This is a genomic window from Novosphingobium sp. UBA6272, from assembly GCF_002440635.1.
GTDB lineage: Bacteria > Pseudomonadota > Alphaproteobacteria > Sphingomonadales > Sphingomonadaceae > Novosphingobium.
The window spans coordinates 11,819-37,444 of sequence record NZ_DJUW01000018.1 but is presented as its reverse complement, the minus strand read 5'-3'; the positions used below and the strand labels follow the sequence as shown (position 1 = coordinate 37,444).

Here is a 25,626-nt window from a genome sequence, read left to right as displayed (position 1 = left end):
CTTGGCCCGCAAGTTCCTGTACTTTATCGCGTTCTGCATCGTCCTGTTTATTGGCGGGCGGATCGCGTTGGCCTTCTATCCGGAGCAACTTACCCGGCTGAGCTTTACCCCCAGTGTCAAGTTCGAGCCGCAAGCGCCGCTGCAGGCCAGCGCCTACGCCGATCCGAAAATGTGGTTCGCCCGCCCGGGGCAGCCCGGTGAAAGCCTGGTCCAATGGCGACCGGATGGATTTCCGACTGACACCGCAACCGCCCCGGTCGAGGCTGCGGTGTTCTTTGTCCACCCTACCAGCTACCTCAAGAAGGATCACTGGAACGCCCCGCTGGACGATGCCGATGCCAACCGTATCGGCACGATCGTGGTCCGCGGAATCGCGAGCGTGTTTGGCGACGCGCGCGAGGTCTGGGCCCCGCGCTATCGTCAAGCGACTTTCGGCGCTTTCGTCACCGACGCGCGCGAAGCTCGGCAAGCCCATGAACTGGCCTACCACGACGTGGCCGAGGCTTTCGATGCGTTCCTAGCAGCGCAGCCCGCCGATCGCCCGTTCGTGCTGGCCGGGCACAGCCAGGGCTCGTTCGTGCTCAAGCGGCTGCTGGCCGAGAAGATCGCCGGTACGCCGCTGACGAAGCGGATCGCTGCGGCCTATGTGATCGGCTGGGTGGTCGACACCAAGCGCGACCTGCCAGCAATTGGCCTGCCCGCCTGCGAACGACCCGATCAGCCTGGTTGCGTGGTAAGCTTTCTGTCGTTCGCCGACCAGGCTGACACCGCCATGATGCGCGGCGCTTACGAGCGTTTTGCCGGTAACAGCGCCGCAAACGCGACACCGGCCTATCTCTGTTCGAACCCGCTGACCGGAGTAACCGGCGGCAGCGCTCCGCCCTCCGCCAACAAGGGCGGAATCGTCCCAGACCTGAAGTTCGAGAAGGCTGTCCTTACGCCCGAGCTGGCGGGTGCAGCCTGTGCGCCTGACGGTTCGTTGCGGATTGGCGAGGGACCGGACATGGGCCCCTTCGTGCTGCCAGGCGGCAATTACCACGTTTACGATTATGCGCTCTACTGGCTGCCCCTGCGCCAGGATTTCGCGCGGCGGGTGGCGGCGTGGCAGACGGCGCGCTGATCACCACCAACGCGCTGGATTACCGGGCCGCGCTGCCCCAGGCCGGCGCGCTGCTAGGACTGGATCTCGGGACACAGACGATCGGCACAGCCTTTTGCGATCCCGGCTGGCGCTTTGCCTCGCCCGGCAAGACGTTGAAGCGCGGCAAATTCGGAGCCGACCGCGAAGCGCTGGCGGCACTTGTTCGCGAACGCGCGGTTCAAGGTGTGGTGATCGGCCTGCCGCTCAACATGGACGGCAGCGAAGGGCCACGCAGCCAGTCGAGCCGGGCCTATGCCCGCAATCTCGCCGCCGCGCTGGATCTGCCGGTGCTGCTGTGGGACGAGCGCTGGTCCACCGCCAGTGCTGAAGGCGCACTGATCGCCCAGGACATGAGCCGAGCGAAGCGCGCGGAGCGGATCGATTCACACGCCGCCGCGGTGATCCTCCAAGCCGCGATCGACGCGCTGGCGGGCGGTTTTGCCTGATGCCGATCAGGCGACCAGTTCGGCACGCCGCGCCCGCGCTTCCTTCGTAACCAGACGGCTGCCCGATCCTTCCGCCTGATGCCAAAGGGCATCGCGCGCCGCCGGATCTGCTTCCCGCGCCGCGAGCGCATCCCAGGCCGCAAGGCGCATCCGGTCGCTCGGGTGGCTGCGCGCGAGACGCTCGGCCAGGTCGATCGCTTCTTCCCCGCCCAGCCCGACCGCCACCTTGATCAGCGCCTCGCTCGGCCCAGGGGAGATGATTGCTGCGATCTCACGCCGCTCAAGATCGAACCGGTACTGATCGTACCAGCCCTGCGCGCCATGGGTGTGCATAATGTTGAGCGAGACTGAAAGGGAATCCGCCGGCAACTGCGAGTGAACATCCAGGTGCGCACGGTAGAGCATGATCTTGCCCTGTTCGAGCCGCGAGCGCTCGATAAAGCGCAGCGATGGCACCGGCTCGCCGCGATAGCCGATCACCTCTTCGAAATTGTACTCGTAGTAGTCGCTCCAATAGCCCGGTCCGAAGTAACCCAGCGTCAGGAAATTGAAATTGTGATCGTGCGGCATCTCAAGAGCAAAGCAATCCCCACCGCTGGCGCGAACCATGTGTTCATGAAGCGAAGGCCAGATGTTTGCCCGCATGAAGAACTGGCCGTTTGGCGGCGAAAGCATGATAACCTGAGGGCTATAGGCATTGTCCAAAGATTCTTCCCGGTGCCGCTGCGCCAGTTGCTCGACGAGAATGTCGCCCAAAAATTCGCGATTGTTTCCGAGCCGCCGCAGCCATCGCGCCGCATTGTCCAAACTTTCATCATCGGTCGGATCGAACCCGAATGCTGCTATGGCATCCGAGCATTCTTCAAGTGAGGCTTGTGCTGAATCAGCAATCTCGATCACGCGGGGCATTCGCTAACTCCAGACAATTCGGGGTAGGTTTCCAGCAATTGAGCGCGCAGCGCGCCAGCCGGTACTGCCAACGGATCGTCGGCGCGGCTGGCAAGCGAACACAGGGTGCGAAAGCCGCGGGCCGTGTCGAGCCCCAGGCATTCGCGCAGCGCTTGCCACCTCAAGGAAGGATTGCCCTCCTCCTCGGCCATGACCGAAAGCAGCGGGGCAGCATCCAGCCGGGCCATTCGTCCGAGCAAGGCCGCCGCCAGCTCAAGGCGGCTGTCATGCGGGGTCCCTGCTGCCTGACGCAACAACCGACCGCCATCGAGCGCATATTCCCGAGTAACGTCGTGATCAGCCGTCGGCCTCTGCAATTTGAGAGTGACCAGAGACCCTTGCACCGAACGCAGCAACTGCGCCTCTGATCGGCCATAACGGTGCCGGACCTGGCCCTGTTCGATCACACTTTCATTGCAGCTTAGTAACGCACCGTTCGGCAATTGCTGTTCGACCGCAACTTTGAGCACCCGGGCGGTCCCTGCCAAGATTCGGTCGTAGGTCTCGGTGGGCGAGAAACTTGCAGAGTTAGGATAAGGCTTTCGATCCAGTGCGGCACCGCTCACCGATTGCAGTGTTAAGGTCGTATTGCGAAATTTCGCAATGACCAGGGTCGTCTGGATATCGTCGGTTGAAAATCGCAGCGGACTTTGAGTCAGCGGATCGGCTTTCAATCGCCCCAGCAAGGGCAGCAACAGATGCTCTACGAAATGAATCGGGGCGCTTTCGTTCTGGCAGAACAATGTTGATAGAAAGGGCAAGTCTTCGATCGCCGCTCCGCCGGAGAACAGGCGTAATTCGCGTTCTACCTGAAGACCTTGGCCGGAATCGCGCCAGGCTCCAAGAACCTCGCCCACCGCTGCTTGCGCAGAGCGCTGCGGAGCATCATTGCTCCGCAGCGCCCGCATCTCGGGTCGGATATCCATCCGGACCGCCCGCTCAGCCGTTGCCGTTGATGATGTCCCAAACGAGCACCATGATGACAACAACAATGTCATCGGTGTTAATCGATTGGGTCAAGCTTCCGAACATTCCTGTCATGGTGTCCAGATCCGGCAATGCGGATACGTCGATCTTGGGCAGGTTCATGATTAATCCCCAGTTTGCCGAGCGGCCCTATGCCAACCGGCGTGCGGGATTGGGCCTGACTCTGCCAGCTGCGGGAAATTAAAAGATTGTAATCGTCCCGCGCCGACAGCACAGCAACGGCCATGACCGAGCCCAAGAGCCTCCAAGATTTGCCGCCCGACTTCGTGTTCGATCCGGCCCGCGCCTCGAAGATGATGACCCGCCACGGCCACGGCGGCTGGCTGGGGCTTACCTATCACGCGCACGGGCCGGACTGGGTCGAGCTGGCCCTGCCCTGGCGTGAAGAACTGATCGGCGTCGCCGAAACCGGCGTCATTGCCTCGGGCCCAATCATCAGCTTGATGGACAATGCCACCTCGATGTCGGTCTGGACCTTGTCGGGCCGGTTCGTGCCCCACGCCACTTTGGACCTGCGGGTCGATTACATGCGCGCCGCAGTGCCGGGCCGCACGGTGATCGGCCACGGCGAATGCTACAAGTTGACCCGCACGATCAGCTTCATCCGCGGGATCGCGCACGATGGAGACCCCGAAGATCCGGTGGCCCACGTTATCGGCACTTTCATGGCGACGCACGGAGCCTACCTGTGAACGGAACAGTCCTGCCCCCCTATGCCACCGCGCTCGGGATCGATCTCGATCACGACGAGGACGGCAATCCGGTGCTGTTCGTTGACTATTCGGTCCGGGTCGCCGGGCGCCCCGGCTATCTCCACGGCGGCGCGATGAGCGGGCTGATGGAAATGGCCGCGATCGCTGCACTGCGGGCCGAGCTTGATCGCCGGGGCGAAGCGATGAAGCTCAAGCCGGTCAATGTGCAGGTCGAATTCATGCGTGGCGGGACCGAACAGCGCACCTTCGCGATGGGCAAGGTCACCCGCGCCGGGCGCCGCGTCGCGCTGGTCAATGCCGAATGCTGGCAGGACGATCGCAGCAAGCCGATCGCGCTGGCCCAGATGAAAGTGCTGCTCAGCCCCGCCGAATGATGACGGTCAGCCCGGGGCGCGGCGAGAGGCGTTCGCCTGCGCCAATCTGCAGCCGCACAGCATCGGCGCGGGCACGGGCGAGGATTTCCGAAGACACGCGATCCTCGTAAGCAACGAAATCCGCCGCACCGAGCCAGCGCGCCTGTCGCAAAGTCAGGTCATCGGGGTCCGCGCTGGAAATGCTGAACTCGACAGTTCCGCCCTCGCCTGCTTCGCCGCCATCGAGCCAACCGGCCACGGCATCGGCACTTGCGCCAAAGAGCGGATCGAGCGCCCCGCCCTCACTCAGCGCCGCGTCGAGTGCGCGGCGGCGCTGCCCCGGTTCGGGGAACCGCTGGCGCATCGCACCGCGAGCCTGTTGCAACCGTTCCGCCAGAGTGCCGAGCGATGCCGGCAGCAAAGCTTCCAGCCGCAAGCGCAGCGCCTTGGCAAGGCCAGCCGAGGCCCCACCCGTCCCGACCGCGACCAACACCGGGCCGCGTTCCAGAATGCTGGGAACGGTGAAATCGCACAGATCGGGCCGGTCGGTGACATTCAGCAACAGCCCCTTCGCCCGCAGCCGCTGCGCTGCCGCTTCCGGCTCATCGAGGGCGATAAAACAGAGCCGGGCGGCGCCATCATCTTCGCCGACGATTTCGGCCCCGGCGCGTTCAAGCAGGCGCCGCTTCGCCTCCCCTGCCTCACCCTCGGCCAGCAGGATCACCTTCCGGCCGCCAAGGCGATGAAACAGAGGGAGCGAGTGCATGGCCGGTCCGTTAGCAGGTTGTCGCAGGCTGGCCCACCCCCAACCCCTCACGCCTGCGGGAGGGGAGCGAGACTTGATACAGGTAGTGAAATCAGTCGCAGCGAGGTGGGCGAATGGCCGGGGTCAGTCGAGGAAGTCCGGAACCCGCTCGGCCGCGCTGATCGCTTCGGGCAGGATCCGGTCGGCCACCACCGCCCACTTGCCGCCATCGACCATCACTTCGGCCACGAAACCGCGGCTGTTGTAGGAACTGGCCATGGTCGCGCCATAGGCGCCGGCGGTGCGGAACACCGCCAGATCGCCGGCTTGCAAGGCGTCGCATTCGCGGTCCATCGCAAAGGTATCGCCTGTTTCGCAGATTGGGCCGACGATATGCGCGGTCATCCGCTCGCCGGTGGGCTTCACCGCGTCGAAATCGTGCCAGGCCCCGTACATCGCGGGGCGGGCCAGATCGTTCATCGCCGCATCGACGATCACGAACGGCGCCCGGTTCGAACTGCGCTTGACCCGCACCACCTTGGTCAAAAGGACCCCGGCGTTGCCGCAGATCACCCGGCCCGGTTCGAACATCAGGGTGACGTCCCAGCCGGCCGTGGCCCGCGCGACCATCTCGGCATAGGCCTGCGGAGAGGGAAAGACCTCGCCGGCCTTGTAGGGCACGCCCAGCCCACCGCCGAGATCGGCGTGCGTTACCGATTGCCCGGCGGCGCGCAATTCGGCGATCAGATCACCAACCTTGGCAAAGGCTTCCTCGAACGGCTCCAGGCTGTTGAGCTGGCTGCCGATATGGACCGCCACACCGCGCATCTCCAGGCCCGGCAGCGCGGCCAGGCTGGAATAGATCTCGCAGCCGCGGTCGATCGGCACGCCGAACTTGTTCTCGGCCTTGCCGGTCGAGATCTTGGCATGGGTCCGCGCATCGACATCGGGATTGACCCGCAGCGCGCAGCGCGCGGTCAGTCCGCGTTCCGCGGCCAGCGCGGCCAGCTCGATCCCTTCTTCCTCGCTTTCGAGGTTGAACTGCCCGATCCCGGCTTCGAGCCCGGCGATCATCTCGTGGTGCTGCTTGCCGACGCCGGAGAAGACGATCTCTTCAGCCGGAACCCCCGCCGCCAGTGCCCGGGCCATTTCGCCGCCCGAAACCACATCGGCGCCCAGCCCTTCGCGGCTCATGATCCGCAGCACGGCCAGGTTCGGGTTGGCCTTGACCGCGAAAGCAATGTGAACCCGCGGCAGGATCGAAAGCGCCTCGCGGAATACCTGGGCATGCCGCTCCAGCGTGGCGCGCGAATAGACGTAAACCGGGGTACCGACCGCTTCGGCGATCGCGGTCAGCGGCAGGTCTTCGGCGTGGAGGACGCCGCCAATATATTCAAAATGATCCATGGATTTTACTCGTCGTCGGAAGGAGGCAGGTCGAACGGGTCTTGCAACCGTTTCTCCGACCGTTTTCGCAGTTCGACGCTGCGCTCCGGCGCGGCCTGGGGCGGCGATTTAAGCAGGGTTTCGGCAGTTTCGGTGCCTTCGCGGCCATAGCGCGCGACCGGCAGGCTCTCCCCGGCCTTGGGCTTGAGCGGCGCGCTTGCCCCGCAGCCGGCGAGGCCAAGCAGTGCCAGGGAAATTGCCAGACGGCGCATCGCGTTCACTCCAGGCCCAGCGCGATACGCGCTTCGGCCACCCGCGCCCTTACCTGATCGGGCGCGGTTCCGCCATAGCTGGCCCGCGCCGCTACCGACGCCTCGACCGACAAGGCGGCAAAGACCCGCTCGTCGATCCGGGAATCAATTGCCCGGAGCTCTTCCAGCGAAAGCTGATCGAGCGCGAGCCCCTTACTTTCGGCCAGCCTGACCGCAGTTCCGGTGATATGGTGCGCCTCGCGAAAGGGGATATTCGCCTGACGGACCAGCCAGTCGGCCAGATCGGTGGCGGTGGCATAGCCCAGCTCGGCGGCGGCGCGCATCCGCTCGGTCCGGAAAGTCGCACCCTCTACCATCCCGGTCATTGCCGCGAGCGACAGGGTCAGCAGCGACGCGGCTTCGAACACCGGCGGCTTGTCGTCCTGCATGTCCTTCGAATAGGCCAGAGGCAGACCCTTCATCGTGATCATCAGCGCGGTCAAGCAACCGACGATCCGTCCGGCATGGCCGCGCACCAGTTCGGCCGCGTCGGGGTTCTTCTTCTGCGGCATGATCGAGCTGCCGGTCGAAAGACTGTCGGGCAGCGTGACGAAGCCGAACGGCTGGCTGGCCCAGATGATGAACTCTTCCGCCAGCCGCGAGAGGTGCAGCGCGGTCTGCGCCGCCGCCATCAGGTAATCCAGCGCGAAATCGCGGTCCGAAACCGAATCGATGCTGTTGCGGGTCGGCGCATCAAATCCGAGCGCTGCCGCCGTGCGGTGCCGATCGATCGGAAAGCCGGTTCCGGCGAGCGCTGCCGCACCGAGCGGGGACTGCCCGGCCCGGGCATAGGCATCGACAAAGCGCGAACGGTCGCGCGCGGCCATCTCGTAATAGGCCATCAGGTGATGTCCCAGCGTGACCGGTTGGGCGGTCTGCAGATGGGTGAAGCCCGGCATGATGCTGGCGGCATGTTCGCCGGCGCGGGTCACCAGCGCGACCTGCAGCGCGCGCAGCCCGGCCTCGGCCGACTGCATCGCTTCACGGACCCACAGCTTGAAATCGGTTGCTACCTGATCGTTGCGGCTGCGGGCAGTGTGGAGTCGCCCGGCGGCGGGACCGATCAACTCGGCCAGCCGGCTTTCGGTGGTCATGTGGATGTCTTCGAGGTCCCAGTCCTCGGGCACGCCGCTCGCTTCGTATTCGGCCGCGATCCGGTCCAGCCCGCCAGCGATCAGCGCGGCATCATCAGCCGAAACGATTCCCTGCGCCGACAACATGTCCACATGGGCCTTTGACGCCGCGATATCTTGCCGCCACAGCGCCTTGTCGAAGGGGATCGAGGCATTTATCTCGCGCATGATCGCAGCGGGCCCTTCGGCGAAGCGCCCGCCCCACATCGAATTGGAGCCACCTGTGCTGTCTTCCCGCTTGCTCAACGCCGCTGTCCTCGGGTTTGCCGTGCTTGTCGCGGGGTGCGATAGGCAAAGCGGGCAAGAGGCGCAACCGCAAGCGTCATCGGCCGCCCCGGCGGCGGGCGGCATGGTCGACCGCACGAAAAAGGGCAGCGCGCTCCCCGATTTCGTGCTGACCGATCCGGCCGGCCAGAAGCTCGACCTGCAAAGCCTCAAGGGCAAGCCGCTGCTGATCAACCTGTGGGCAACCTGGTGCGCACCCTGCGTGGCCGAACTGCCCGCGCTCGACAAGCTGGCGGACACGCTGGACGGCAAGGTCAAGGTGCTGACGATCAACCAGGATTCGGGCCAGCCGGAAAAGGCCGGTCAGTTCCTGAAGGAACGCGGAGTGACCCGGCTGGAACCGTGGCTTGACCCCAAAGGCGACCTGGCGTTCCACTATGAAGCGCCCAGCCTGCCGATGACGGTGCTGTATGGCGCCGATGGCCGCGAGGTGTGGCGGATCGCCGCGCCCAGGGAATGGGGCGATGCCGAGACGCTGAAGCTGGTCGATGAAGCGCGGTAAGAGACTTTTTGGACGTTCCCCCGGACCAAACTTTCGCCGGAACCGGGATTTGAACGCCTGAAGCGTGCCCCTTCGCTATCGCTCGGGAGTTTTCGGGAAGATGTCCCCCGGACATCATCTGATTCCGAAAACTGGTGGGCGCTAACGGGCTCGAACCGCTGACCCTCTCGGTGTAAACGAGATGCTCTACCAACTGAGCTAAGCGCCCGGCACACCATCGCAATGGGGCCAAGGCCGCAGCCCCTAGCCCAACATCCTCGCGGAGAAAAGCCCTAAACCAAGCGCGCGGCATTCGTGCCGAGTTCGGCGAAATAGCGCGCCATGGCATCGGCGGCCCGGTCGGTCAGGGTGATGAAGGCGCGGCGGCGGTCGGCTTCGTCCTCGACCCGTTCGAGCAGGCCGCCATCGATCATCTGGCCGATCCAGCGCAGCGCGGTGGTTGGCGGTACGCCGCTGGCAATGCACAGGCTGGTGACCGAGACCCGGGTATGTTCGGCCCGCGCTGCGGTGAGATCGAGCAGCATATCCCAGGCCGGATCGGCGAACAGATCGCCATCGAAGAACCGCGCACGCAATTGGCGCTGGCGGATGATCCGCCGCACCAGCCGCGGGTCGGGCAAGGCCGGACGCGTCGCCCGCACCAGTCGTTCACTGGCATCGCCATCGGGCTGGGCAAAACCCGGCCGTGGGCTCTCGAAGCGGAAGGCGCTCTCCCCATCGGCCCGGCCCTCGCCCGGCGGCGGTGCCAGCTTGTCGAGCCGGGCGGCGATCTGGCTGACCTGCTCGGTCAGCCGCAGCAGCGCCAGCCGGTCTTCGTCCGACAATTCGCGGACCCGCAGGTTGGGCACCCGTGCCAGCACCCGGCCCAGCGCCAGCACCCGCTCGGCCCGGCTGGGATCGACCAGGATCTGCGCGCCGGACTGATCGAGGCAGCCGAACACGTCGTCGAGCGCCGCAACCGTGGTTGAGACCACCAGATGCGCCCCGGCATGCGCCACCCGCATGTCGAGCCGCGCCAGGGCAGCAAGCGAAGCGCCGTCGACTTCGGGGCAATCAAGCAGGACGACCTCGCCGAGCGGCCGCGCCTCACCCTCCAGCAGGGCCTCGATCCCGGCCACCTCGCCGATCCGGAACCCCGCCGCCTCGGCATCCTCACGAATCAGCGCGCGAACGTGGGCCCGATCGGCGTAGACAGCGAGTGAAAGCGGCATCGGCGCCGCATCGTTGGCGGCGCGATCGTAAGCGAAATTGGCCGATGATCCGGGCTGTGCCATCTGTTCCGACTCCATGTTTCGCGAACATGAATAGAACAAAAAGAGAATACGTCAAGAATGGATCAAGTTTTCACGGCCTAAGCCCGTTCACTGAGCCAAAAGCAACCGCCTCCAACAACGCCGCGATCTTCTGGTTGGTCAGAGTGATGCGGCTTGCGCGTGACCGCGGGCTGGCCCAGACACAGATGAGAGGTGAAGCCAAAACGGACCGGGTCGGCGGACTTGTCCAAAGGTGACGACGGAAGTGCAACTTTCACGATTGCTCGAAAAGTGAATCAATGCGGACTGCTTCGCAGGTTGTGATGCGGTACGGATTTGGTAACCCACATGACGCAAAATGGCGTGATGTCCCATCTGCCTGCGTATCTTGTCGGCGCCTTGGTAGCCTACTTCACCTCGGTCGGGGTCGACATATTGGTGAACCGCGATCGCTATGCGAAGAGTGACCGCCACAACTGGCAACGCATCGTTCCGGGCGCCAAGCATTGGATTTCGTTGGCAGGTTTGCTGTTCTTGACTGCAACACTCTTTTGCCTCCGGACAATTGTCGGCTCGGCCCGGGAAGACGCGGCACACCAACTGCAAGTAATGAACGGGATGGTGCTGTTAATGGCAGCCTGCTCCATCGGCTGCCTTTGGCAGATCCGGCGAATCCATCGAGCCAATGTCTGTTTTCGCTATTCGATGCTGTCCTATTCAAACAGAGCCGGAATTGAACGGCTTCGCCCGATGACCGAAGTCGCAGCCATCTCACAAGACGCACCCGGCAAGCTGATTATCATGTTCGTCGATGATGAGAGCTTGACGCTTGACCCAGATGCGAAAGGCATAACCGAACTCTGCTTCATGATCGACGCCACGAAATTCCACTACCTTACGGCCTGATCTCGATCGGCGTGCCATCCGGCACCGCGTCCCACAGTGCTTCGATCTCTTCGTTCGCCAGGGCGATGCAGCCGTCAGTCCAGTCGCCTGGCACGCGCGCGCCAAGGTCTGCGCCGGGCCAGTCGTTGGGCTGGCCGTGGATCATGATCATTCCCCCGGCACTGCGGCCATGGCTTTGCGCATAGGCGACATGCTCGGCGCGCGGATAGTCGATGTGGAGCGAGAGGTGATAAGCGCTCTGCGGGTTGCCATAGTCGATCGTGAAGCGGCCCTCGGGGGTCTTCTCGTCCCCTTCGAACTGCTTGGGGCCGACCGGGGCATCGCCCAGCTGGATATTCCGAATCACCGTGACCGATCCGTCGGTGCCGAACAGCGTCATGGTCCGCGCCGCCTTGGCGACGAGAATGTGATCGACTTCGGGAAAGGACAGCGGCGGCGCGGGCGTGGCGGCTCCGGTCAGGAGCAGGAGGGCACCCCCAAGGAGAAGCCGCCGCCGCACGCCTTCAATCCACAAACGGATCGCGGACCAGGATCGTGTCCTCGCGCTCGGGACTGGTGCTGACCAGCGCCACCGGGGTTTCGATCAGTTCCTGAACCCGCTGGATATATTTGATCGCTTGGGCCGGGAGATCAGCCCAGCTGCGTGCGCCGGCGGTGGTCTGGCCCTTCCAGCCGGGCATTTCCTCGTAGATCGGCTCGACCGCGGCCTGATCGGCAGCGTGCGCGGGGAAATAGTCCATCGTCGCCCCGCGCAGCTTGTAGCCGGTGCAGATCTTCACCGTCTCGAAATCGTCGAGCACGTCGAGCTTGGTCAGCGCAATCCCGGTCACGCCTGAGATTGTGCAGCTTTGCCGGGTCAGCACCGCATCGAACCAGCCGCAGCGGCGCTTGCGTCCGGTGACCGTGCCGAATTCGTGGCCGCGCTCACCCAGGTGCTGGCCGACTTCGTCTTCCAGCTCGGTCGGGAACGGGCCGCTGCCAACGCGGGTGGTATAGGCCTTGACGATCCCCAGCACGAAGCCCGGCGCATTGGGCCCCATGCCCGAGCCACTGGCGGCGGTGCCGCTGACCGTGTTGGAGCTGGTAACGAACGGGTAAGTGCCGTGATCGACATCGAGCAGCACGCCCTGGGCGCCTTCGAACAGAATCCGCTTGCCGGCCTTGCGGGCATCGTTGAGCGTCCGCCACACCGGTTTGGCGAACGGCAGGACGAAAGCGGCGATGTCCCACAAGTCCTTCAGCAGGCGCTCGCGGTCGATCGGCGGCTGGCCGAACCCGACGCGCAGCGCATCGTGATGCGCGCAGATCCGGTCCAGCTGCGGACCGAGATCGTCGAGGTGGGCGAGGTCGCAGACCCGGATCGAGCGGCGGCCAACCTTGTCTTCATAGGCCGGGCCGATCCCGCGCCGGGTGGTGCCGATCTTGCCCGCGCCGCTGGCGTCCTCGCGCAAGGCATCGAGATCGCGGTGGAACGGCAGGATCAGCGGGGCATTTTCCGCAACCTGCAGGTTCTGCGGATTGACATCGACCCCCTGCCCCTTGAGCTTGGCCACTTCATCCCGGAAGTGCCACGGATCGAGCACCACCCCGTTGCCGATCAGCGACAGCGTTCCGGTGACAATGCCCGAGGGCAGCAGGCTGAGCTTGTAGACCTTGTCGCCCACCACCAGCGTGTGCCCGGCGTTGTGCCCGCCCTGGAACCGCACCACGGCGTCCGCCCGGCTGGCCAGCCAGTCGACGATCTTGCCTTTGCCTTCATCGCCCCACTGGGCGCCGATAACGGTTACGTTTGCCATGGATAGAGTCCTACCCCTGCCGGGGTAATCCGCAAGCGCCCTTCGACAGGACTCGGCGCTGGGGACGGAGCGATGGACCGCAAGGCGGCCCGCTGTGCGGAGCGGCCCCTAGTTGCTGGGATGGGGCAAAGTCAAGGCAGCGCAGCGACAAACCGCGACAATTTGCGGCTGGTCCGGCAAGACTTGATCAATCAGCCTTGTGGCAAAGGGAGTATCGCCATGAGAAAAGCCATTATCCTGACCCTCGCCGGTGCCGCGCTGATCGCCGGCACGCTGGCCGAAGCCCGCCCCGGAGACCGCCTGCGTGAGCGGCTGGGCGGGCGCGGCGGAGCGAGCGCCGATGCCGCCGCGCCGCAGCCGACCCCCAAGCAGACCATGTCCTATGGCAGCGACCGCATGCAGCAGCTTGATTTCTATCCCCCAGCGAACGGCAGCCGCCGCGCACCGCTGATCGTCTTCGTCCACGGCGGCGGATGGAAGCGCGGCAGCAAGGACAATGCCGACGGCAACTGGAAGGCCCCGCACTATACGGGCGAGAATTACGCCTATGCCTCTATCAATTACCGGCTGGTTCCCGATGCGACGGTCGAGCAGCAAGGCGCCGATGTCGCCGCGGCGCTGCGCTATCTGATCGACAATGCCGCGCGGCTCGGCTTCGATCCGGGCCGGATCGTGCTGATGGGCCACAGCGCCGGGGCGCACCTGGTTTCGCTGGTCGGCACCGACGAGCAATACCTGCGCGGCGCGGGACTGTCGTTCGCTGCGCTCGATGGCGTGCTGCCGATCGACGGGGCCTGCTATGACGTGGAAAAGCAGATCGCCGATGGCGGCAACTTCATGCACGATACCTATGTCCAGGCATTCGGCACCGATCCCGCCCGCCAGCGTGCGCTATCACCCACGCTGCAGGCCAAGGCGCCCAATGCTCCGGCCTTCCTGCTGATCCATGTCCAGCGGCAGGACGGCATTGCCCAGAACAAGGGCCTTGAAACCGCGCTACGCAAGGGCAGAACCCGGGTCGAGCGGCGCGCGTTCGAGGGGCGGGGCGTTAAAGGGCATATGGAGATCAACCGCCGCCTCGGCGATCCTGGCTATCCTGCCACGGCAGTGGTCGATGAGTGGCTGAAGCGCGTGCTGCGCTAAAGCCGAACCGCTTCGCCCTGTTCCAGTCGGTGGGTGCAGCCCAGCGCGCCCGGCTCGCAAGCCTCGCTCAGCGCCGCCACGGTGCGCCAGCCGATTGCGCGCAGGCGGTCGGCCTGGGCCGGATCGTGGCCGAGCGGCAGGAACAACGCGTCGCGGGCGGCTTCCTTGCCGGCCAGCGCGTCGATCAAGGCATCGGGATAGAGCGAGAAGCCGATGGCCGGCTCGTCGAGCCCGAGGATGCGGTACGATCCGCCCCGGCCGAGCGCGCCCGATACGCCGTCGGCGTAGATCGTGAAACCGAACCAGGACTGGTATTCGAAGCCGTGGCGTTCGCTGGGATCGAGCGTCAGGCGGGCCTTGCCCTTCACCCGTGCCGCCACTTCGCGCAGCGCCTTGATCCGGCTGGACAGCGCCCCGCCCGCGTCGATCGCCGCCAGCCGCTCGATCGCGTTATCGAATGGTCCGATCGCGGTCAGCAGCGGCAGATAGGCCTGCCCCCCGGCCTCGACCAGCCCGCCGGCATCCTTGGCGTCCAGCTCGCGCCGTACCGCCTCGATCCTGCCCGCATCGAGCGGCAGGGCCTTTTCGGCCAAGGTATCGACCAGGTCCGGCAGGGTGAAGTCGACCGAGAGCCCGGTCGCCCCGGCGGCGCTCAGCGCCTCAATCGCCGCGGCGACGATTTCCCCGGCGGCGGCGACGCTGTCCGATCCGATCAGTTCGGCTCCCAGCTGGAGCCGCTCGCGGGTCGGATCAAGCCCGTCGCCCTTGATCGTCACGACCTGCCCGGCATAGCAGAGCCGCAACGGGCGGGCCTTGTCAGCCAGCGCGGTCGCGGCGATCCGCCCGACCTGGACGGTGATGTCGCTGCGCAGCGCCAGGGTGCGCAGGCTGGCCGGATCGACGAAGCGGAACATCCGCCGCGGCTGGACCCCGGCCATGCGGCTGGCCATCGACTTCTCGAACTCGATCGAGGGCGGCTGGACCCGGTCATAACCGTGCCCGTCCAGCACATCGATCACCGCCCGCGTCACCCGCGCAGCAGCAGCAGCAGCGGCGGGAAGGCGGTCTTCAAGCCCTTCGGGAAGCAGGTCGCGGTCGGTATCCATGGCGAGGCCTTTAGCGGAAGGAGAGGGAATTGCCATCGGCAAGAATGGAATGGTTCACGCAGAGGCGCAGAGAAGAAAGGGGAGGCGCAGAGGGAGTGAAGGCACCGCAGGCTCCTCCCTTCGCAGCGATGCGTCGTGCGATGCAAGATGCGATTTAGGAGCGGCTTCGCCGCAAACACTGCACCTCTGCGCCCCTCCTTTCTTTTCTGCGCCTCTGCGTGACCTCCTTTTTTTTCTAGAACGCCAGCGCCATCGCCCGCTTCACGCCGGGCAACTTGCGCGCCTTTTCGAGCAGATCGGCGCTGACCTTGCTGTCGACGCTGAGCAGCAGCACCGCTTCCCCGCCCGCTTCGCGGCGGCCGAGGTTGAAAGTGCCGATGTTGATGCCGCTTTCGCCCAGCAGGGTACCGATCCGGCCGATGAAGCCGGGGGCGTCCTCATTGACGATATACATCATGTGGCCTTCAAGCTCGGCCTCGACCTTGATCCCGAACAGTTCGACCAGCCGCGGTTCGCGGTTGGAGAACAGCGTGCCCGCGACCGAGCGTTCGCCCGCATCGGTCTTGACCGAAACGCGCACCAGCGTGTGGTAATCGCCTTCCTTCTCGCTCTTGATTTCGCGCACTTCGATCCCGCGTTCCTTGGCCAGGAACGGGGCGTTGACCATGTTGACCGTGGCCGACTGGACCCGCAGGAACCCGGCCAGCACGGCGGCAACGATCGGCTTGATGTTGAGCTCTGCCGCGGCGCCTTCGACGTGGATCGAAATCCGCGGGATCGAGCCGGTGGTCAGCTGGCCGACCAGGCTGCCGAGCCGTTCGGCGAGCGCCATGTAAGGCTTCAGTTTGGGCGCTTCCTCAGCCGAAAGGCTGGGCATGTTGAGCGCGTTGGTGACCCCGCCGCTGACCAGGTAGTCGGCCATTTGCTCGGCCACCTGCAGCGCCACGTTGACCTGGGCTTCGTTGGTCGAGGCACCGAGGTGCGGAGTGCAGATGAAGTTGGGGGTGCCGAACAGCGGCGATTCCTTGGCTGGCTCGGTCTGGAACACGTCGAGCGCGGCGCCGGCAACCTGCCCCGAATCCAGCGCGTCCTTCAGCGCCGCCTCGTCGATCAGGCCGCCGCGCGCGCAGTTGATGATCCGCACGCCCTTCTTGGTCTTGGCCAGGTTTTCGCGGCTCAGGATGTTGCGGGTCTGGTCGGTCAGCGGCGTGTGCAGCGTGATGAAATCGGCCTTGGCCAGCACCGTATCGAGATCGGCCTTCTCCACGCCCATTTCCACCGCGCGTTCCGGGGTCAGGAACGGATCGAAGGCCACCACCTTCATCTTGAGGCCCAGCGCCCGGCTGGCGACGATCGAGCCGATATTGCCCGCGCCGATCAGGCCCAGGGTCTTGCCGGTGACTTCGATCCCCATGAAGTCATTCTTGGGCCATTTGCCGGCCTGGGTCTGGGCATTGGCTTCGGGGATCTGCCGCGCCAGCGCGAAGATCAGCGCGATCGCGTGTTCGGCGGTGGTGATCGAATTGCCGAACGGAGTATTCATCACCACCACGCCCTGGGCCGAGGCGGCAGGGATATCGACGTTGTCGACCCCGATCCCGGCGCGGCCGACGACCTTGAGGTTCTTCGCGGCGGCCAGGATTTCCTGGGTCACCTTGGTCGAACTGCGGATCGCAAGACCGTCATAGTCGCCGATCCGGGCGATCAGCTGTTCGGGGGTTTCGCCGGTGATGACATCGACCTGGCAGCCACGCTCTTCGAAAATGCGCGCGGCGTTGGGGTCCATCTTGTCGGAAATGAGTACGCGGGGTTTGGTCATTGTTGCTTCCGATCGAGTAATCTCGAACTTCCCTTCTCGTCGCCCCGGGCTTGACCCGGGGTTAGGCTTTTCTTTGCGCCGTCGAGAAGGAAGCCGAGCCCCGGCTCAGGGCCGGGGTGACGAAGTTAAGAATTAGGAGCAGTGTGCTTGGCCTGCTCTTCTGCTTTCACAGTCTCGTAAGCCCAATCAAGCCACGGGCCGAGATCCTCGATATCGGCAGTCTCGACCGTCGCACCGCACCAGATGCGCAGACCCGGGGGCGCATCGCGGTAACCCGCGACATCATAGGCTGCGCCTTCCTTTTCGAGCGCGCCGGCCATGGCCTTGATCAAGGCTTCATCCGCGCCTTCAACCGTCAGGCAGACCGAAGTCTTCGAGCGGATACCATGATCGACCGCCAGGTGGCCAAGCCAGTCACGCTGCGCGACGATCTTGTTCAGCGCATCGGCATTAGCCGTGCAGCGCGCCTTCAGGCCTTCCAGCCCGCCCAGCCCCTTGGCCCATTCCAGCGCGAAGATCGCATCTTCGACCGCCAGCATCGACGGGGTGTTGATCGTCTCGCCCTTGAACACGCCTTCGGCCAGCTTGCCCTTCGAAACCAGGCGGAACACCTTGGGCAGTGGCCAGGCCGGGGTATATTCCTCCAGCCGTTCGACCGCGCGGGGGCCGAGGATCAGCACGCCGTGGCCGCCCTCGCCGCCCAGCACTTTCTGCCACGAGAAGGTGGCGACATCGATCTTGTCCCACGGAATGTCATAGGCAAAGACCGCGCTGGTCGCATCGGCAAAGGTCAGGCCTTCGCGGGTATCCGGGATCCATTCGCCGTCGGGCACGCGCACGCCGCTGGTGGTGCCGTTCCAGGTGAACAGCACGTCATCGGCGAAATCGACCTTGGAAAGATCGGGCAGCTGGCCATAGTCGGCCCGGTGCACCTTGGGTTCGAGCTTCAGCTGCTTGACCGCATCGGTGACCCAACCTTCGCCGAAACTTTCCCAGGCGAGGCAAGTCACTCCGCGCGCGCCGAGCATGGTCCACATCGCCATCTCGAAAGCGCCGGTGTCGCTGCCGGGGACGATCCCGATCCGGTGCGTATCGGGCAGGCGCAGCACTTCGCGCATCAGGTCGATGCAATAGGCGAGGCGCGTCTTGCCGATCTTCGCGCGGTGCGAACGGCCGAGGCTTTCGGTGGCGAGCTTGCTGGGGGAATAGCCCGGCGGCTTGGCGCAGGGACCGGATGAAAAGAACGGACGCGCGGGTTTGCGCGCCGGCATTTGTACAGACATGTAGTCTCTCCTTGCAGAGAGCGCGCGCGGCGTTGGGACCGCGTGGCCCGGAGCCGCAGTTAGTGTTGCGGTGCAGCAAGTCAAGCGAAACCGGGCACGCTTCATCGGTTATCGTCAAGTTAACCACCATGGGTGCGTAGCTGTTAACCAAGTGTGTGGCACCCTTGCGGGCATGCGCGTAGTCTTGCCCATCGTGACCTTGAGCCTGCTTTTGGGCGGGTGCAGCATGCTGCCTCAAGGCCGGGCGCCGGAACAACACAATACCGTGCGCCAGTCCGCGCAGGTCCTCCCGCCCCGCCCCGAAGTGCGCGCCTGCATGGCCGATCTGGGAGCAGCCAAAGCCGCTTTCTCGCCAGTGCCGGACAAGTACTACGGCGCTGGATGTTCAACGGTCGGAACCGTGCGGCTCGCTAGCCTGAAGAGTGACGATGCCAAGCTGGGGCTGACCAATCTTGGCCCGGTCAGCTGTCCGCTGGCCGAAACTTTCGCCGGCTGGGCTCGCTTCGGCGCCGACCGTGCGGCGCAGCAGATCCTGGGCAGCCCGATCGTCCGGATCGAAACCATGGGCAGCTACAACTGCCGCAATGTCGCCGGTTCAAGCCGCCGAAGTGCTCACGCCACCGCCAACGCGATCGACGTATCGGGCTTCGTGCTCGCCGATGGCCGTAGGATCACCGTGGCCAGCAACTGGAACGACCAGTCGCCCAAGGTCCGCAAATTCTTCGCGACGATCCAGGCGAGCGCATGCAAACGCTTCGGCACCGTTCTGGGTCCGGCCTACAACGCCGCGCACAAAGATCACCTGCACCTGGAACTAAGTGGCAAGGCCTATTGCAGGTGATGTGACGTTTCGCGACTCGGTTTGAAAATATTCGAACGTGTTGAACCTTCTCCCTTCCCCGAGCGACCTTTGCTTGCGGCGTTATCCGCGATTGCTCAGAAGGGACTGTCTCGATGAAAACCAAACTTCCTACTGCCCTGACCATACTTGCGTTAGCGCTGGTCAGCAGCCCTGCCATTAGCCAGACGGCGACATCACGTGTGGCACCTCCAGATAAGCCTGGGAGCTGCGTCTTGCGGCCTGGCTCGCCTGTCCTTTGCGGCGAAATCCGGCGACCGGATGGGAGCTCGATCCGCGTAACTACTCGCTCAGCCCGCCCCAGTGGACAGCGACTCGATATCCTCGCCGCGCGGCTCAGCGAAAAGTTGCCGAACAGCCTAGGCAGCTATTCAATGGAGGAATTCTCTGACTCGGCTGCCGCGATCGTTGCTGGCCCAGGGACCGGGATCGGGATCGGGGAAATCAAGGTCCAAATTTGCTGGCAGGGGAAACGTCGGCAGTGGTGCATTGGCGTTGAATTCGACAATCCGGCGTAGCTAACGGTTTGTTTTGCTGACGGACGCGCCGATAGGTTTTCCGGCGCGTCCGTTTGCCCCGCTGTTCACAAGGATCGCAACAATGAACGAACGGCTGACCCCAAGAGTGCGCGCGAATAGGCACCATGGAAGCAAAGCAGGGCATTGAACAACAGACGGGCGGCACGAGCTTTTGTCGGAAGGACGGCTGAACCGAAATGCAACCTGGTTCCACCCGCTAGCGGTTTGACCATCAGCCACGAACGGGTCTTGCCCTGATAGTCGCATAGCAGGATTTGGTCCGCGCCGCGGGCTTCGACACTCCAGGCGGAAAAACGCTCGGTCTGTCCGGCCGCCAGCCTGGCGACAGCGCCATCGTCGGCGCGCTTGCCGAGCAGAACGCCCAGCAACCAGCGCTCAGGCCGGAAGGCGGGGCTGGTGTAGAAGGCCCTGATCAGACGAGCCAGATCAATCTGGCCTGGCAGGTCCGCGACGTAGCAATCGACATGCCCACCATCAGCGCGGTACCGATCTAGCAGAGTGTCCGGCGGAAGCGCGATCTCGCGGACCGGCGCCATCACGGATTGAAGAAGCTGTAGTCCGGCAGCGAGTGGAACGCGTTCTTCAGCGCCTCGCCCCAGCCCGCCGATACCGCCTGGTAATAGGGATCCTGCGCCGTGATCCGGCGTTGGTGGACGGGTTCGAACTTGTCAGTCTCGATCACCAGCAGATCGAGCGGCAGTCCCACCGAAAGGTTGGCCTTGATCGTCGAATCGAAGCTGACCATCACCAGCTTGACCGCGTCTTCAAAGCTCATGTCTCGGTCGTAGCCGCGGATGATGATCGGGCGGCCGTATTTGGTCTCGCCGATCTGGAAGAACGGAGTGTCAAAGCTGGCTTCGATGAAATTGCCTTCGGGATAGATCAGGAACAGCCGCGGCTGGCCGCCCTTGATCTGGCCGGCGACGATCATCGACGCAGTAAAGCTGCCCGCCGCTTCCTCGCCATTCTGCTTGTCGGTGGCCGCGATCGTATCGCGCAGCAGCTTGCCGATGATCCCGGCGACCTGAAACATGGTATCGGCCTCAAGCAGCGAATTGTGCCGCTCGGCATGGGTCTTGTTGCGTTCCTCGATCTGGCTGATCACGCCTTGCGTGGTGGCCAGATTGCCGGCGGTCATGACCGCGATGATCCGCTCATCCGGGACCGACCAGCAATGCATCTTGCGAAAGGTGGAAATGTTGTCGACACCCGAATTGGTCCGGGTATCGCTCATCAGCACCAGCCCCTTGTCGAGCAGCATTCCAACGCAATAGGTCACTTCGGCGATCCCCTTCCCGTGCTCGCCTACTGTTCTGCGTGCTGCTGTTCAACCGCCAGCCGGACTTCCAGCAGACTTTCCCCAGCTCCATAGCTCATGCCGGTGATCGGCGCGGCCTCGGCATAGTCGCGCCCGGTAGCGACACGAACATAGCGCTCGTCAGGGCTGATCCCGTTGGACACGTCGAACCCGACCCAGCCGATATGATCGACATGGGCTTCGGCCCAGGCGTGGCCGGCTTCCTGTTCGATCCGGTCGTTCATCATCAGGTATCCCGAGACGTAGCGGGCCGGAATGCCCAGCGCCCGGGCCGCGCCGATGAAGATGTGGGCGTGGTCCTGACACACCCCGGCCCCGATCGTCGCGGCCTCTTCGCCGCTGGTGCGGACCGAGGTCTCGCCGGGGACATAGTCGACTTCCTCGCGGATCAGCGCCGAAAGGCGGTGCAGCAGCGCCACGCCGGCATCGCGCGGTTGATCGATCCCGGCCATGATGGCGCGGATCTTTGGCCCGGGCCGGGTCAGTCCGGTCTGCGCGAGAAAGGCCCACAGCGGCATATGCCCGGCATGCTGGCCGATCACACCGGCGTTGTCGGCGGTCACCACCGTGCCTTCGCAGTGCACCTCGACAAAGGTCACGCCCGGATCGACCGAAACCAGCGCGGTACTGTTGTGGTTGTGGTCCTCGTAATCGACCTGCGGCGTGGCGCCGGTCAGCTGCATATCCCAATCGAGCACGCGCTGGCCCTGGGTGGTCTTCGGCTTCAGGCGCAACCGCTGCAAGCCGTGCGCCACCGGCCGGGCAAAGTCATAGCGCGTGGTATGGGCGATCCGCAGCCTCATGCGTAGAACCGGTAATCGCGCTCGATCGCCTGAGCGACCTGACGGTTGGCGGCGATGAATTCCTGGATGAATTCGTGCAGCCCGGATTCGAAGATCGTCTCGATCGCGGATTCGTGGAACCGGGTCCCCAGCCCGCGCAGCATCTCGTGCGCCTCGGTCTCCTGCCCGTACTGGTGCGCTAGCCCGAACAGGTTGGAGCGCAGCTTGTCGATGCAGAAATGCAGGCTCCGCGGAAAGCGCCGGTCAAGGATCAGGAAATCGGCGATCCCGCGCGGGTCCATCGCCCCGGCATTGAGCCAGCGATAGGCCCGGTCGCCCGATACCGAGCGCAGTACCGATTCCCACTGCACGTTGTCGAGGCTCGACCCGACCCAGGCCAACGAGGGCAGCAGGACGTAGTACTTCACGTCGAGGATCCGCGCGGTGTTGTCGCCGCGTTCGATGAAGGTGCCGAGCCGCGAGAAATTGTAGGCCTCGTTGCGAAGCATGGTCCCGTCGAAAGCCCCGCGCACCAGGGTAGCCTGGCGGCGGATCGTTGCCAGCACCTGGCCCAGCAGCGGTTCGCGGACCGGGCGGGCCAGCAGTTCCTTGAGCACCATCCAGGTCTCGTTGATCGCTTCCCAGACCTCGCGGGTCAGCGCGGTGCGGACCGAACGGGCATTGCTGCGGGCACCCTCGGTCATGGCCAGGACCGAGCCGGGATTGCCGCGATCGCGCAGCAGGAAGTTCCAGACCCGTTCGCCGGCATAGTCCTTGCCGTAGAGACCTTCGAAGGCCTTAGTCTGGCCGACCGTTTCGATCACCGAGCGCCATTCCTCATGCGCCATGTCGGAACGCCGGGTCAGCGCCATGCGGAACCCCGCCTCGATCAGGCGCGCGGTATTCTCCGAGCGCTCGAGGTAGCGGGCCATCCAGAAGGTGCCATTGGCGGTGCGGCCTAACATCAGTCCTCCAGCACCCAGGAGTCCTTGGTCCCGCCGCCCTGCGACGAGTTGACCACAAGACTGCCCTTCTTGAGCGCAACCCGGGTCAGGCCACCGGGGGTGATGTCGATGCCCTGCGGTGAAACCAGCACGAAGGGCCGCAGATCGACATGGCGCGGGGCCAGCCCGGACTTGGCGAAGATCGGCACGGTCGAGAGGGAAAGCGTCGGCTGCGCGATGTAGTTGGCGGGCTTGGCCTTCAGCTTGGCGGCAAAGGCCTCGATTTCCTTCTTCGAGGAGGTTGGACCGATCAGCATGCCGTAGCCGCCCGATCCGTGGACTTCCTTGACCACCAGATCGGCCAGATTGTCGAGCACATAGGCCAGGCTGTCTTTCTCCGAACAGCGCCAGGTTGGCACATTGGCCAGGATCGGTTTCTCGCCGGTGTAGAACTCGACGATTTCGGGCATGAACGAATAGATCGCCTTGTCGTCGGCAATGCCGGTGCCGGGGGCATTGGCGATGGTGATCCTGCCGGCCCGGTAGATGTCCATGATCCCCGGCACGCCCAGCATCGAGGTGGGATTGAAGCTGAGCGGATCGAGAAACTCGTCATCGACCCGGCGATAGATCACGTCGACCGGCTCATAGCCCCGCGTGGTACGCATCGCGACGCGCCCGTCGATCACCCGCAGATCGCTGCCTTCGACCAGTTCGGCGCCCATCTGGTCGGCCAGGAAGGCATGCTCGAAATAGGCCGAATTGTAGATCCCCGGGGTCAGCACCGCCACGGTCGGACGCTCGCCGGCGCAGGAGGGCGCGCAGGCGGCCAGGCTCTTGGCGAGGCGGCGGGGATAGTCCTGCACCGGCCGGACGTTCACCCTCGTGAACAGCTCCGGGAACATCGCCATCATCGTCTCGCGGTTCTCAAGCATATAGGACACGCCCGAGGGGGTGCGGGCATTGTCTTCCAGAACCATGAATTCTTCCGGACCGGTCCGCACCAGATCGATCCCGACGATATGGGTATAGATCCCGCCCGGCGGGACCATGCCGACCATCTGCGGCAGGAAGGCCGCGTTCTCGGCAATCAGCCGCTGCGGCACCCGCCCCGCGCGGACGATCTCCTGGCGGTGGTAGATATCGTGCAGGAAGGCGTTGAGCGCCCGCACCCGCTGTTCGATCCCGCGGGTCAGCTGGCGCCATTCGCGGGCGGTGATGATCCGCGGAACCATATCGAACGGGATCAGCCGCTCTTCCCCGGCGTCATCGCCATAAACGTTGAAGGTGATCCCGGTGCGGCGGAAGAACCCTTCCGCCTCGACCGCCTTGCGCCGCAGCGCCGGGGCATCCTGGCCATAAAGCCATTCGCGGTAACCGGCATAGGCCGGACGCACGACGCCATCCTCGTCGAACATCTCGTCAAAGCACGGCGGCGCGTGATTCATCCGGTGGCGTCCCCTTCTCCGCCATGACTGCCGCATGACGGAGAAGAGTCAAGCGATTGCTGCAAGTGCGAAGCTGTTGGTGCCTTGTCGAGGCGAGCCGCCTGCTCCGATCTTCCGATCAATCCAGCTTGATCGTGACGGTTCCGTCGCAATCCGGAACGAAGTCATCATCCACCTTGCAGGTGAGGTCGATATCGACATCGACATCACGGGTCGCGTTCTGGTCGATCACGTCCAGCTGGGCCTTGGCCTTCTGGACTGCGGTAAACAGACCCGGAACGCATTTGTTGGCGAAGTGGTCCTGGAACTCATCAAGCGAGTATTCGACGATCTCGGGAGAGGTCTCGAATTCGAAATAGCAGCTTTTCGGCATAGTGGTTTACTCCTGTCAGATTATGAACGCACGCCGCGACTGCAAGGCGTCCGTATCCCTTCCCAAAGGAAGCAGATTGGGTTTCTGCCGCCGTGGCATGGCGGCATTCAACTGGTTGAAAATATCCGTGTAGGATCCGGCAAAGGCACCCTCATTCCAGAAGTGCAGCAACCAGCTCGTGAAGTATCCATTGCCTTCGCCATCGGAAGCCAACTGGTTGTCCTGACAGGCCGCCAGCAACAAGAGGGAGCATTGCAACTCCATGCCGCTGACCGCAGCGGAAAGCACTTTGGCCTCGTCGTACTGCTGCTTGTTCGCCAGATAGGTGGAGCGCGAAAAAACGTTTGATAGGCTGCGAAAGCGCAGTGGACTTTCGAGTCCGATCTCGGTCAGCGGGTCACGCGGGTCTGGATAGGCGACCTCAGGATCCAGAGCCTTGATGTCATCAAGCGAAAGCGCCCTGGCCACGGTGCCCGAATGGCAGCTGTCAGAAACCACGACCACCCGCACCCCTTGCCTGAAGCGGGCGTAGAGGCCGAAAAGCTCGTCATCCAGGATCATCCGGTCATAAAGACACCAGGTTTCATCCAAGGAATCCGGCTCATCACCGGTCTGATCAAACATCTGCGAACCGTGGCCGGCGTAGGTCAGCAAAAAGGTATCGTCAGGCTGGAGAACGTCGCTTGCCTGAGCCAGCGCCGTTGACAAGCCGAGGACGGTGGCATCGCTATCCAGCAACATCGATGACTGATATCCCAGTCCTGTCGCAAGATTGTGCATAGCCTGCGCATCATTGACGGGATTTAGGAGCGGCTGATCACTTCCATAATGACTTGGTGATACGTGATTGAGCCCCAGGTGGAGTGAGATTGCGGTCATCGGCGTCGTCTCCTTCGCCCCGCATTTGCCGCAATGACACGCAGCAGTCCGTGACGGTCGTCACGGGGTCACCAACCTTCAATATAGATGCTTTAGAGCGTTCCGTCCTCGCGCAGCGCTCTCCGTCCGAGGCGCGGCGATAAGGACTAAGGCGAACGGGCATCGCTATCGGGCGCGATTCCATCCTTGAGCACACCATGGAGAGCACATCATGGATTTGCTCGGCTG

General features: G+C 64.1%; 29 protein-coding genes and 1 tRNA gene. 10 read left to right on the top strand and 20 right to left on the bottom strand.

Annotation, left to right across the window (positions count from 1 at the left end; genetic code table 11):
- Position 1: 1 nt before the first annotated feature.
- The gene (locus tag B2V17_RS10335; protein WP_292997329.1) at positions 2 to 1,120 is read left to right on the top strand and encodes a DUF3089 domain-containing protein; all 1,119 of its coding nucleotides are present in this window, start codon (positions 2 to 4) and stop codon (positions 1,118 to 1,120) included.
- Positions 1,102 to 1,587, top strand: a complete 486-nt coding sequence (gene ruvX / locus B2V17_RS10330; RefSeq protein WP_292997327.1) for a Holliday junction resolvase RuvX — start codon at positions 1,102 to 1,104, stop codon at positions 1,585 to 1,587. Before B2V17_RS10335 ends, ruvX begins: the two co-directional genes overlap by 19 nt.
- 6 nt (positions 1,588 to 1,593) lie before the next feature.
- Here ruvX and B2V17_RS10325 read toward each other — a convergent pair whose 3' ends face one another.
- Positions 1,594 to 2,157 carry a hypothetical protein gene (locus tag B2V17_RS10325; RefSeq protein WP_292997325.1) on the bottom strand — a complete coding sequence of 188 codons (564 nt, stop codon included), beginning with the start codon at positions 2,155 to 2,157 and terminating at the stop codon, positions 1,594 to 1,596.
- On the opposite strand from B2V17_RS10325, the gene B2V17_RS10320 reads away from it, so the two are divergent.
- Positions 2,149 to 2,457 carry a hypothetical protein gene (locus tag B2V17_RS10320; protein ID WP_292997323.1) on the top strand — a complete coding sequence of 103 codons (309 nt, stop codon included), beginning with the start codon at positions 2,149 to 2,151 and terminating at the stop codon, positions 2,455 to 2,457. The two genes, B2V17_RS10325 and B2V17_RS10320, sit on opposite strands and share 9 nt — an antisense overlap.
- A gap of 26 nt (positions 2,458 to 2,483) precedes the next feature.
- Here B2V17_RS10320 and B2V17_RS10315 read toward each other — a convergent pair whose 3' ends face one another.
- Positions 2,484 to 3,461: a hypothetical protein gene (locus tag B2V17_RS10315; RefSeq protein ID WP_292997321.1), complete on the bottom strand. Its 978-nt coding sequence runs from the start codon at positions 3,459 to 3,461 to the stop codon at positions 2,484 to 2,486.
- Positions 3,462 to 3,474: 13 nt separating this feature from the next.
- Positions 3,475 to 3,624, bottom strand: coding sequence for a hypothetical protein (locus B2V17_RS10310; RefSeq protein ID WP_292997319.1), 150 nt, complete (start codon positions 3,622 to 3,624; stop codon positions 3,475 to 3,477).
- 122 nt (positions 3,625 to 3,746) lie between these two features.
- Here B2V17_RS10310 and B2V17_RS10305 point away from each other — a divergent pair, with 122 nt between their 5' ends.
- Together B2V17_RS10305 and B2V17_RS10300 are read left to right on the top strand one after the other, a co-directional pair.
- Positions 3,747 to 4,214: a PaaI family thioesterase gene (locus tag B2V17_RS10305; protein ID WP_292997317.1), complete on the top strand. Its 468-nt coding sequence runs from the start codon at positions 3,747 to 3,749 to the stop codon at positions 4,212 to 4,214.
- Positions 4,211 to 4,609, top strand: coding sequence for a PaaI family thioesterase (locus B2V17_RS10300; RefSeq protein WP_292997315.1), 399 nt, complete (start codon positions 4,211 to 4,213; stop codon positions 4,607 to 4,609). The genes B2V17_RS10305 and B2V17_RS10300 overlap by 4 nt, the downstream gene beginning before the upstream one ends.
- On the opposite strand, the gene B2V17_RS10295 is transcribed toward B2V17_RS10300, so the two are convergent.
- The 4 genes from B2V17_RS10295 to argH form a co-directional block, all read right to left on the bottom strand.
- Entirely contained in the window at positions 4,593 to 5,354 is a 762-nt protein-coding gene (locus B2V17_RS10295) for a precorrin-2 dehydrogenase/sirohydrochlorin ferrochelatase family protein (protein WP_292997313.1), read from the bottom strand. The genes B2V17_RS10300 and B2V17_RS10295 overlap by 17 nt on opposite strands.
- A gap of 123 nt (positions 5,355 to 5,477) precedes the next feature.
- Entirely contained in the window at positions 5,478 to 6,740 is a 1,263-nt protein-coding gene (lysA, locus tag B2V17_RS10290; RefSeq protein ID WP_292997311.1) for a diaminopimelate decarboxylase, read from the bottom strand.
- Positions 6,741 to 6,745: 5 nt separating this feature from the next.
- Complete coding sequence (locus tag B2V17_RS10285) at positions 6,746 to 6,991, bottom strand: hypothetical protein (protein WP_292997309.1); 246 nt, start codon at positions 6,989 to 6,991, stop codon at positions 6,746 to 6,748.
- 5 nt (positions 6,992 to 6,996) lie between these two features.
- A complete protein-coding gene (gene argH / locus B2V17_RS10280) occupies positions 6,997 to 8,370 on the bottom strand; it encodes an argininosuccinate lyase (RefSeq protein ID WP_292997369.1) in 1,374 nt (457 codons plus the stop codon).
- Between the two features lie 142 nt (positions 8,371 to 8,512).
- Between argH and B2V17_RS10275 the strand changes: the two genes are divergently transcribed.
- Entirely contained in the window at positions 8,513 to 8,950 is a 438-nt protein-coding gene (locus tag B2V17_RS10275) for a TlpA family protein disulfide reductase (RefSeq protein ID WP_292997307.1), read from the top strand.
- 132 nt (positions 8,951 to 9,082) lie between these two features.
- Here the strand turns inward: B2V17_RS10275 and B2V17_RS10270 are convergent.
- Positions 9,083 to 9,158, bottom strand: a tRNA-Val gene (locus B2V17_RS10270).
- A gap of 64 nt (positions 9,159 to 9,222) precedes the next feature.
- On the bottom strand, positions 9,223 to 10,224 hold the full coding sequence (locus B2V17_RS10265) for a winged helix DNA-binding protein (RefSeq protein ID WP_414690794.1): 1,002 nt from the start codon (positions 10,222 to 10,224) through the stop codon (positions 9,223 to 9,225).
- A 327-nt stretch (positions 10,225 to 10,551) separates the two neighbouring features.
- Between B2V17_RS10265 and B2V17_RS10260 the strand changes: the two genes are divergently transcribed.
- Complete coding sequence (locus tag B2V17_RS10260) at positions 10,552 to 11,109, top strand: hypothetical protein (protein ID WP_292997305.1); 558 nt, start codon at positions 10,552 to 10,554, stop codon at positions 11,107 to 11,109.
- On the opposite strand, the gene B2V17_RS10255 is transcribed toward B2V17_RS10260, so the two are convergent.
- Both B2V17_RS10255 and B2V17_RS10250 read right to left on the bottom strand, forming a co-directional pair.
- Positions 11,099 to 11,608, bottom strand: coding sequence for a L,D-transpeptidase family protein (locus B2V17_RS10255; RefSeq protein ID WP_292997303.1), 510 nt, complete (start codon positions 11,606 to 11,608; stop codon positions 11,099 to 11,101). The genes B2V17_RS10260 and B2V17_RS10255 overlap by 11 nt on opposite strands.
- A 4-nt stretch (positions 11,609 to 11,612) precedes the next feature.
- Complete coding sequence (locus B2V17_RS10250) at positions 11,613 to 12,905, bottom strand: adenylosuccinate synthase (RefSeq protein WP_292997301.1); 1,293 nt, start codon at positions 12,903 to 12,905, stop codon at positions 11,613 to 11,615.
- 219 nt (positions 12,906 to 13,124) lie between these two features.
- Between B2V17_RS10250 and B2V17_RS10245 the strand changes: the two genes are divergently transcribed.
- Positions 13,125 to 14,048 carry an alpha/beta hydrolase gene (locus B2V17_RS10245; RefSeq protein ID WP_292997299.1) on the top strand — a complete coding sequence of 308 codons (924 nt, stop codon included), beginning with the start codon at positions 13,125 to 13,127 and terminating at the stop codon, positions 14,046 to 14,048.
- Here the strand turns inward: B2V17_RS10245 and B2V17_RS10240 are convergent.
- The 3 genes from B2V17_RS10240 to B2V17_RS10230 form a co-directional block, all read right to left on the bottom strand.
- Entirely contained in the window at positions 14,045 to 15,154 is a 1,110-nt protein-coding gene (locus tag B2V17_RS10240) for an ATP phosphoribosyltransferase regulatory subunit (protein WP_292997297.1), read from the bottom strand. The two genes, B2V17_RS10245 and B2V17_RS10240, sit on opposite strands and share 4 nt — an antisense overlap.
- 235 nt (positions 15,155 to 15,389) lie before the next feature.
- Entirely contained in the window at positions 15,390 to 16,973 is a 1,584-nt protein-coding gene (serA, locus tag B2V17_RS10235; RefSeq protein WP_292997295.1) for a phosphoglycerate dehydrogenase, read from the bottom strand.
- A gap of 125 nt (positions 16,974 to 17,098) precedes the next feature.
- On the bottom strand, positions 17,099 to 18,256 hold the full coding sequence (locus B2V17_RS10230; protein WP_292997293.1) for a phosphoserine transaminase: 1,158 nt from the start codon (positions 18,254 to 18,256) through the stop codon (positions 17,099 to 17,101).
- A gap of 265 nt (positions 18,257 to 18,521) precedes the next feature.
- Here B2V17_RS10230 and B2V17_RS10225 point away from each other — a divergent pair, with 265 nt between their 5' ends.
- A complete protein-coding gene (locus B2V17_RS10225; RefSeq protein WP_349679976.1) occupies positions 18,522 to 19,097 on the top strand; it encodes an extensin family protein in 576 nt (191 codons plus the stop codon).
- Between the two features lie 811 nt (positions 19,098 to 19,908).
- A complete protein-coding gene (locus B2V17_RS10220; RefSeq protein ID WP_292997289.1) occupies positions 19,909 to 20,148 on the top strand; it encodes a hypothetical protein in 240 nt (79 codons plus the stop codon).
- Positions 20,149 to 20,189: 41 nt separating this feature from the next.
- Here B2V17_RS10220 and B2V17_RS10215 read toward each other — a convergent pair whose 3' ends face one another.
- The 6 genes from B2V17_RS10215 to B2V17_RS10190 form a co-directional block, all read right to left on the bottom strand.
- Entirely contained in the window at positions 20,190 to 20,933 is a 744-nt protein-coding gene (locus B2V17_RS10215; RefSeq protein ID WP_292997287.1) for a proteasome-type protease, read from the bottom strand.
- 26 nt (positions 20,934 to 20,959) lie between these two features.
- Positions 20,960 to 21,775, bottom strand: a complete 816-nt coding sequence (locus B2V17_RS10210; protein ID WP_292997285.1) for a transglutaminase family protein — start codon at positions 21,773 to 21,775, stop codon at positions 20,960 to 20,962.
- Entirely contained in the window at positions 21,772 to 22,719 is a 948-nt protein-coding gene (locus B2V17_RS10205) for an alpha-E domain-containing protein (protein WP_292997283.1), read from the bottom strand. The genes B2V17_RS10210 and B2V17_RS10205 overlap by 4 nt, the downstream gene beginning before the upstream one ends.
- Positions 22,719 to 24,146, bottom strand: a complete 1,428-nt coding sequence (locus B2V17_RS10200) for a circularly permuted type 2 ATP-grasp protein (protein WP_292997281.1) — start codon at positions 24,144 to 24,146, stop codon at positions 22,719 to 22,721. Before B2V17_RS10200 ends, B2V17_RS10205 begins: the two co-directional genes overlap by 1 nt.
- 118 nt (positions 24,147 to 24,264) lie before the next feature.
- On the bottom strand, positions 24,265 to 24,519 hold the full coding sequence (locus tag B2V17_RS10195; RefSeq protein WP_292997279.1) for a hypothetical protein: 255 nt from the start codon (positions 24,517 to 24,519) through the stop codon (positions 24,265 to 24,267).
- Positions 24,520 to 24,534: 15 nt separating this feature from the next.
- Positions 24,535 to 25,398 (bottom strand): caspase family protein, encoded by an 864-nt coding sequence (locus B2V17_RS10190; protein ID WP_292997277.1) that lies wholly within the window; start codon positions 25,396 to 25,398, stop codon positions 24,535 to 24,537.
- Between the last annotated feature and the right edge of the window lie 228 nt (positions 25,399 to 25,626).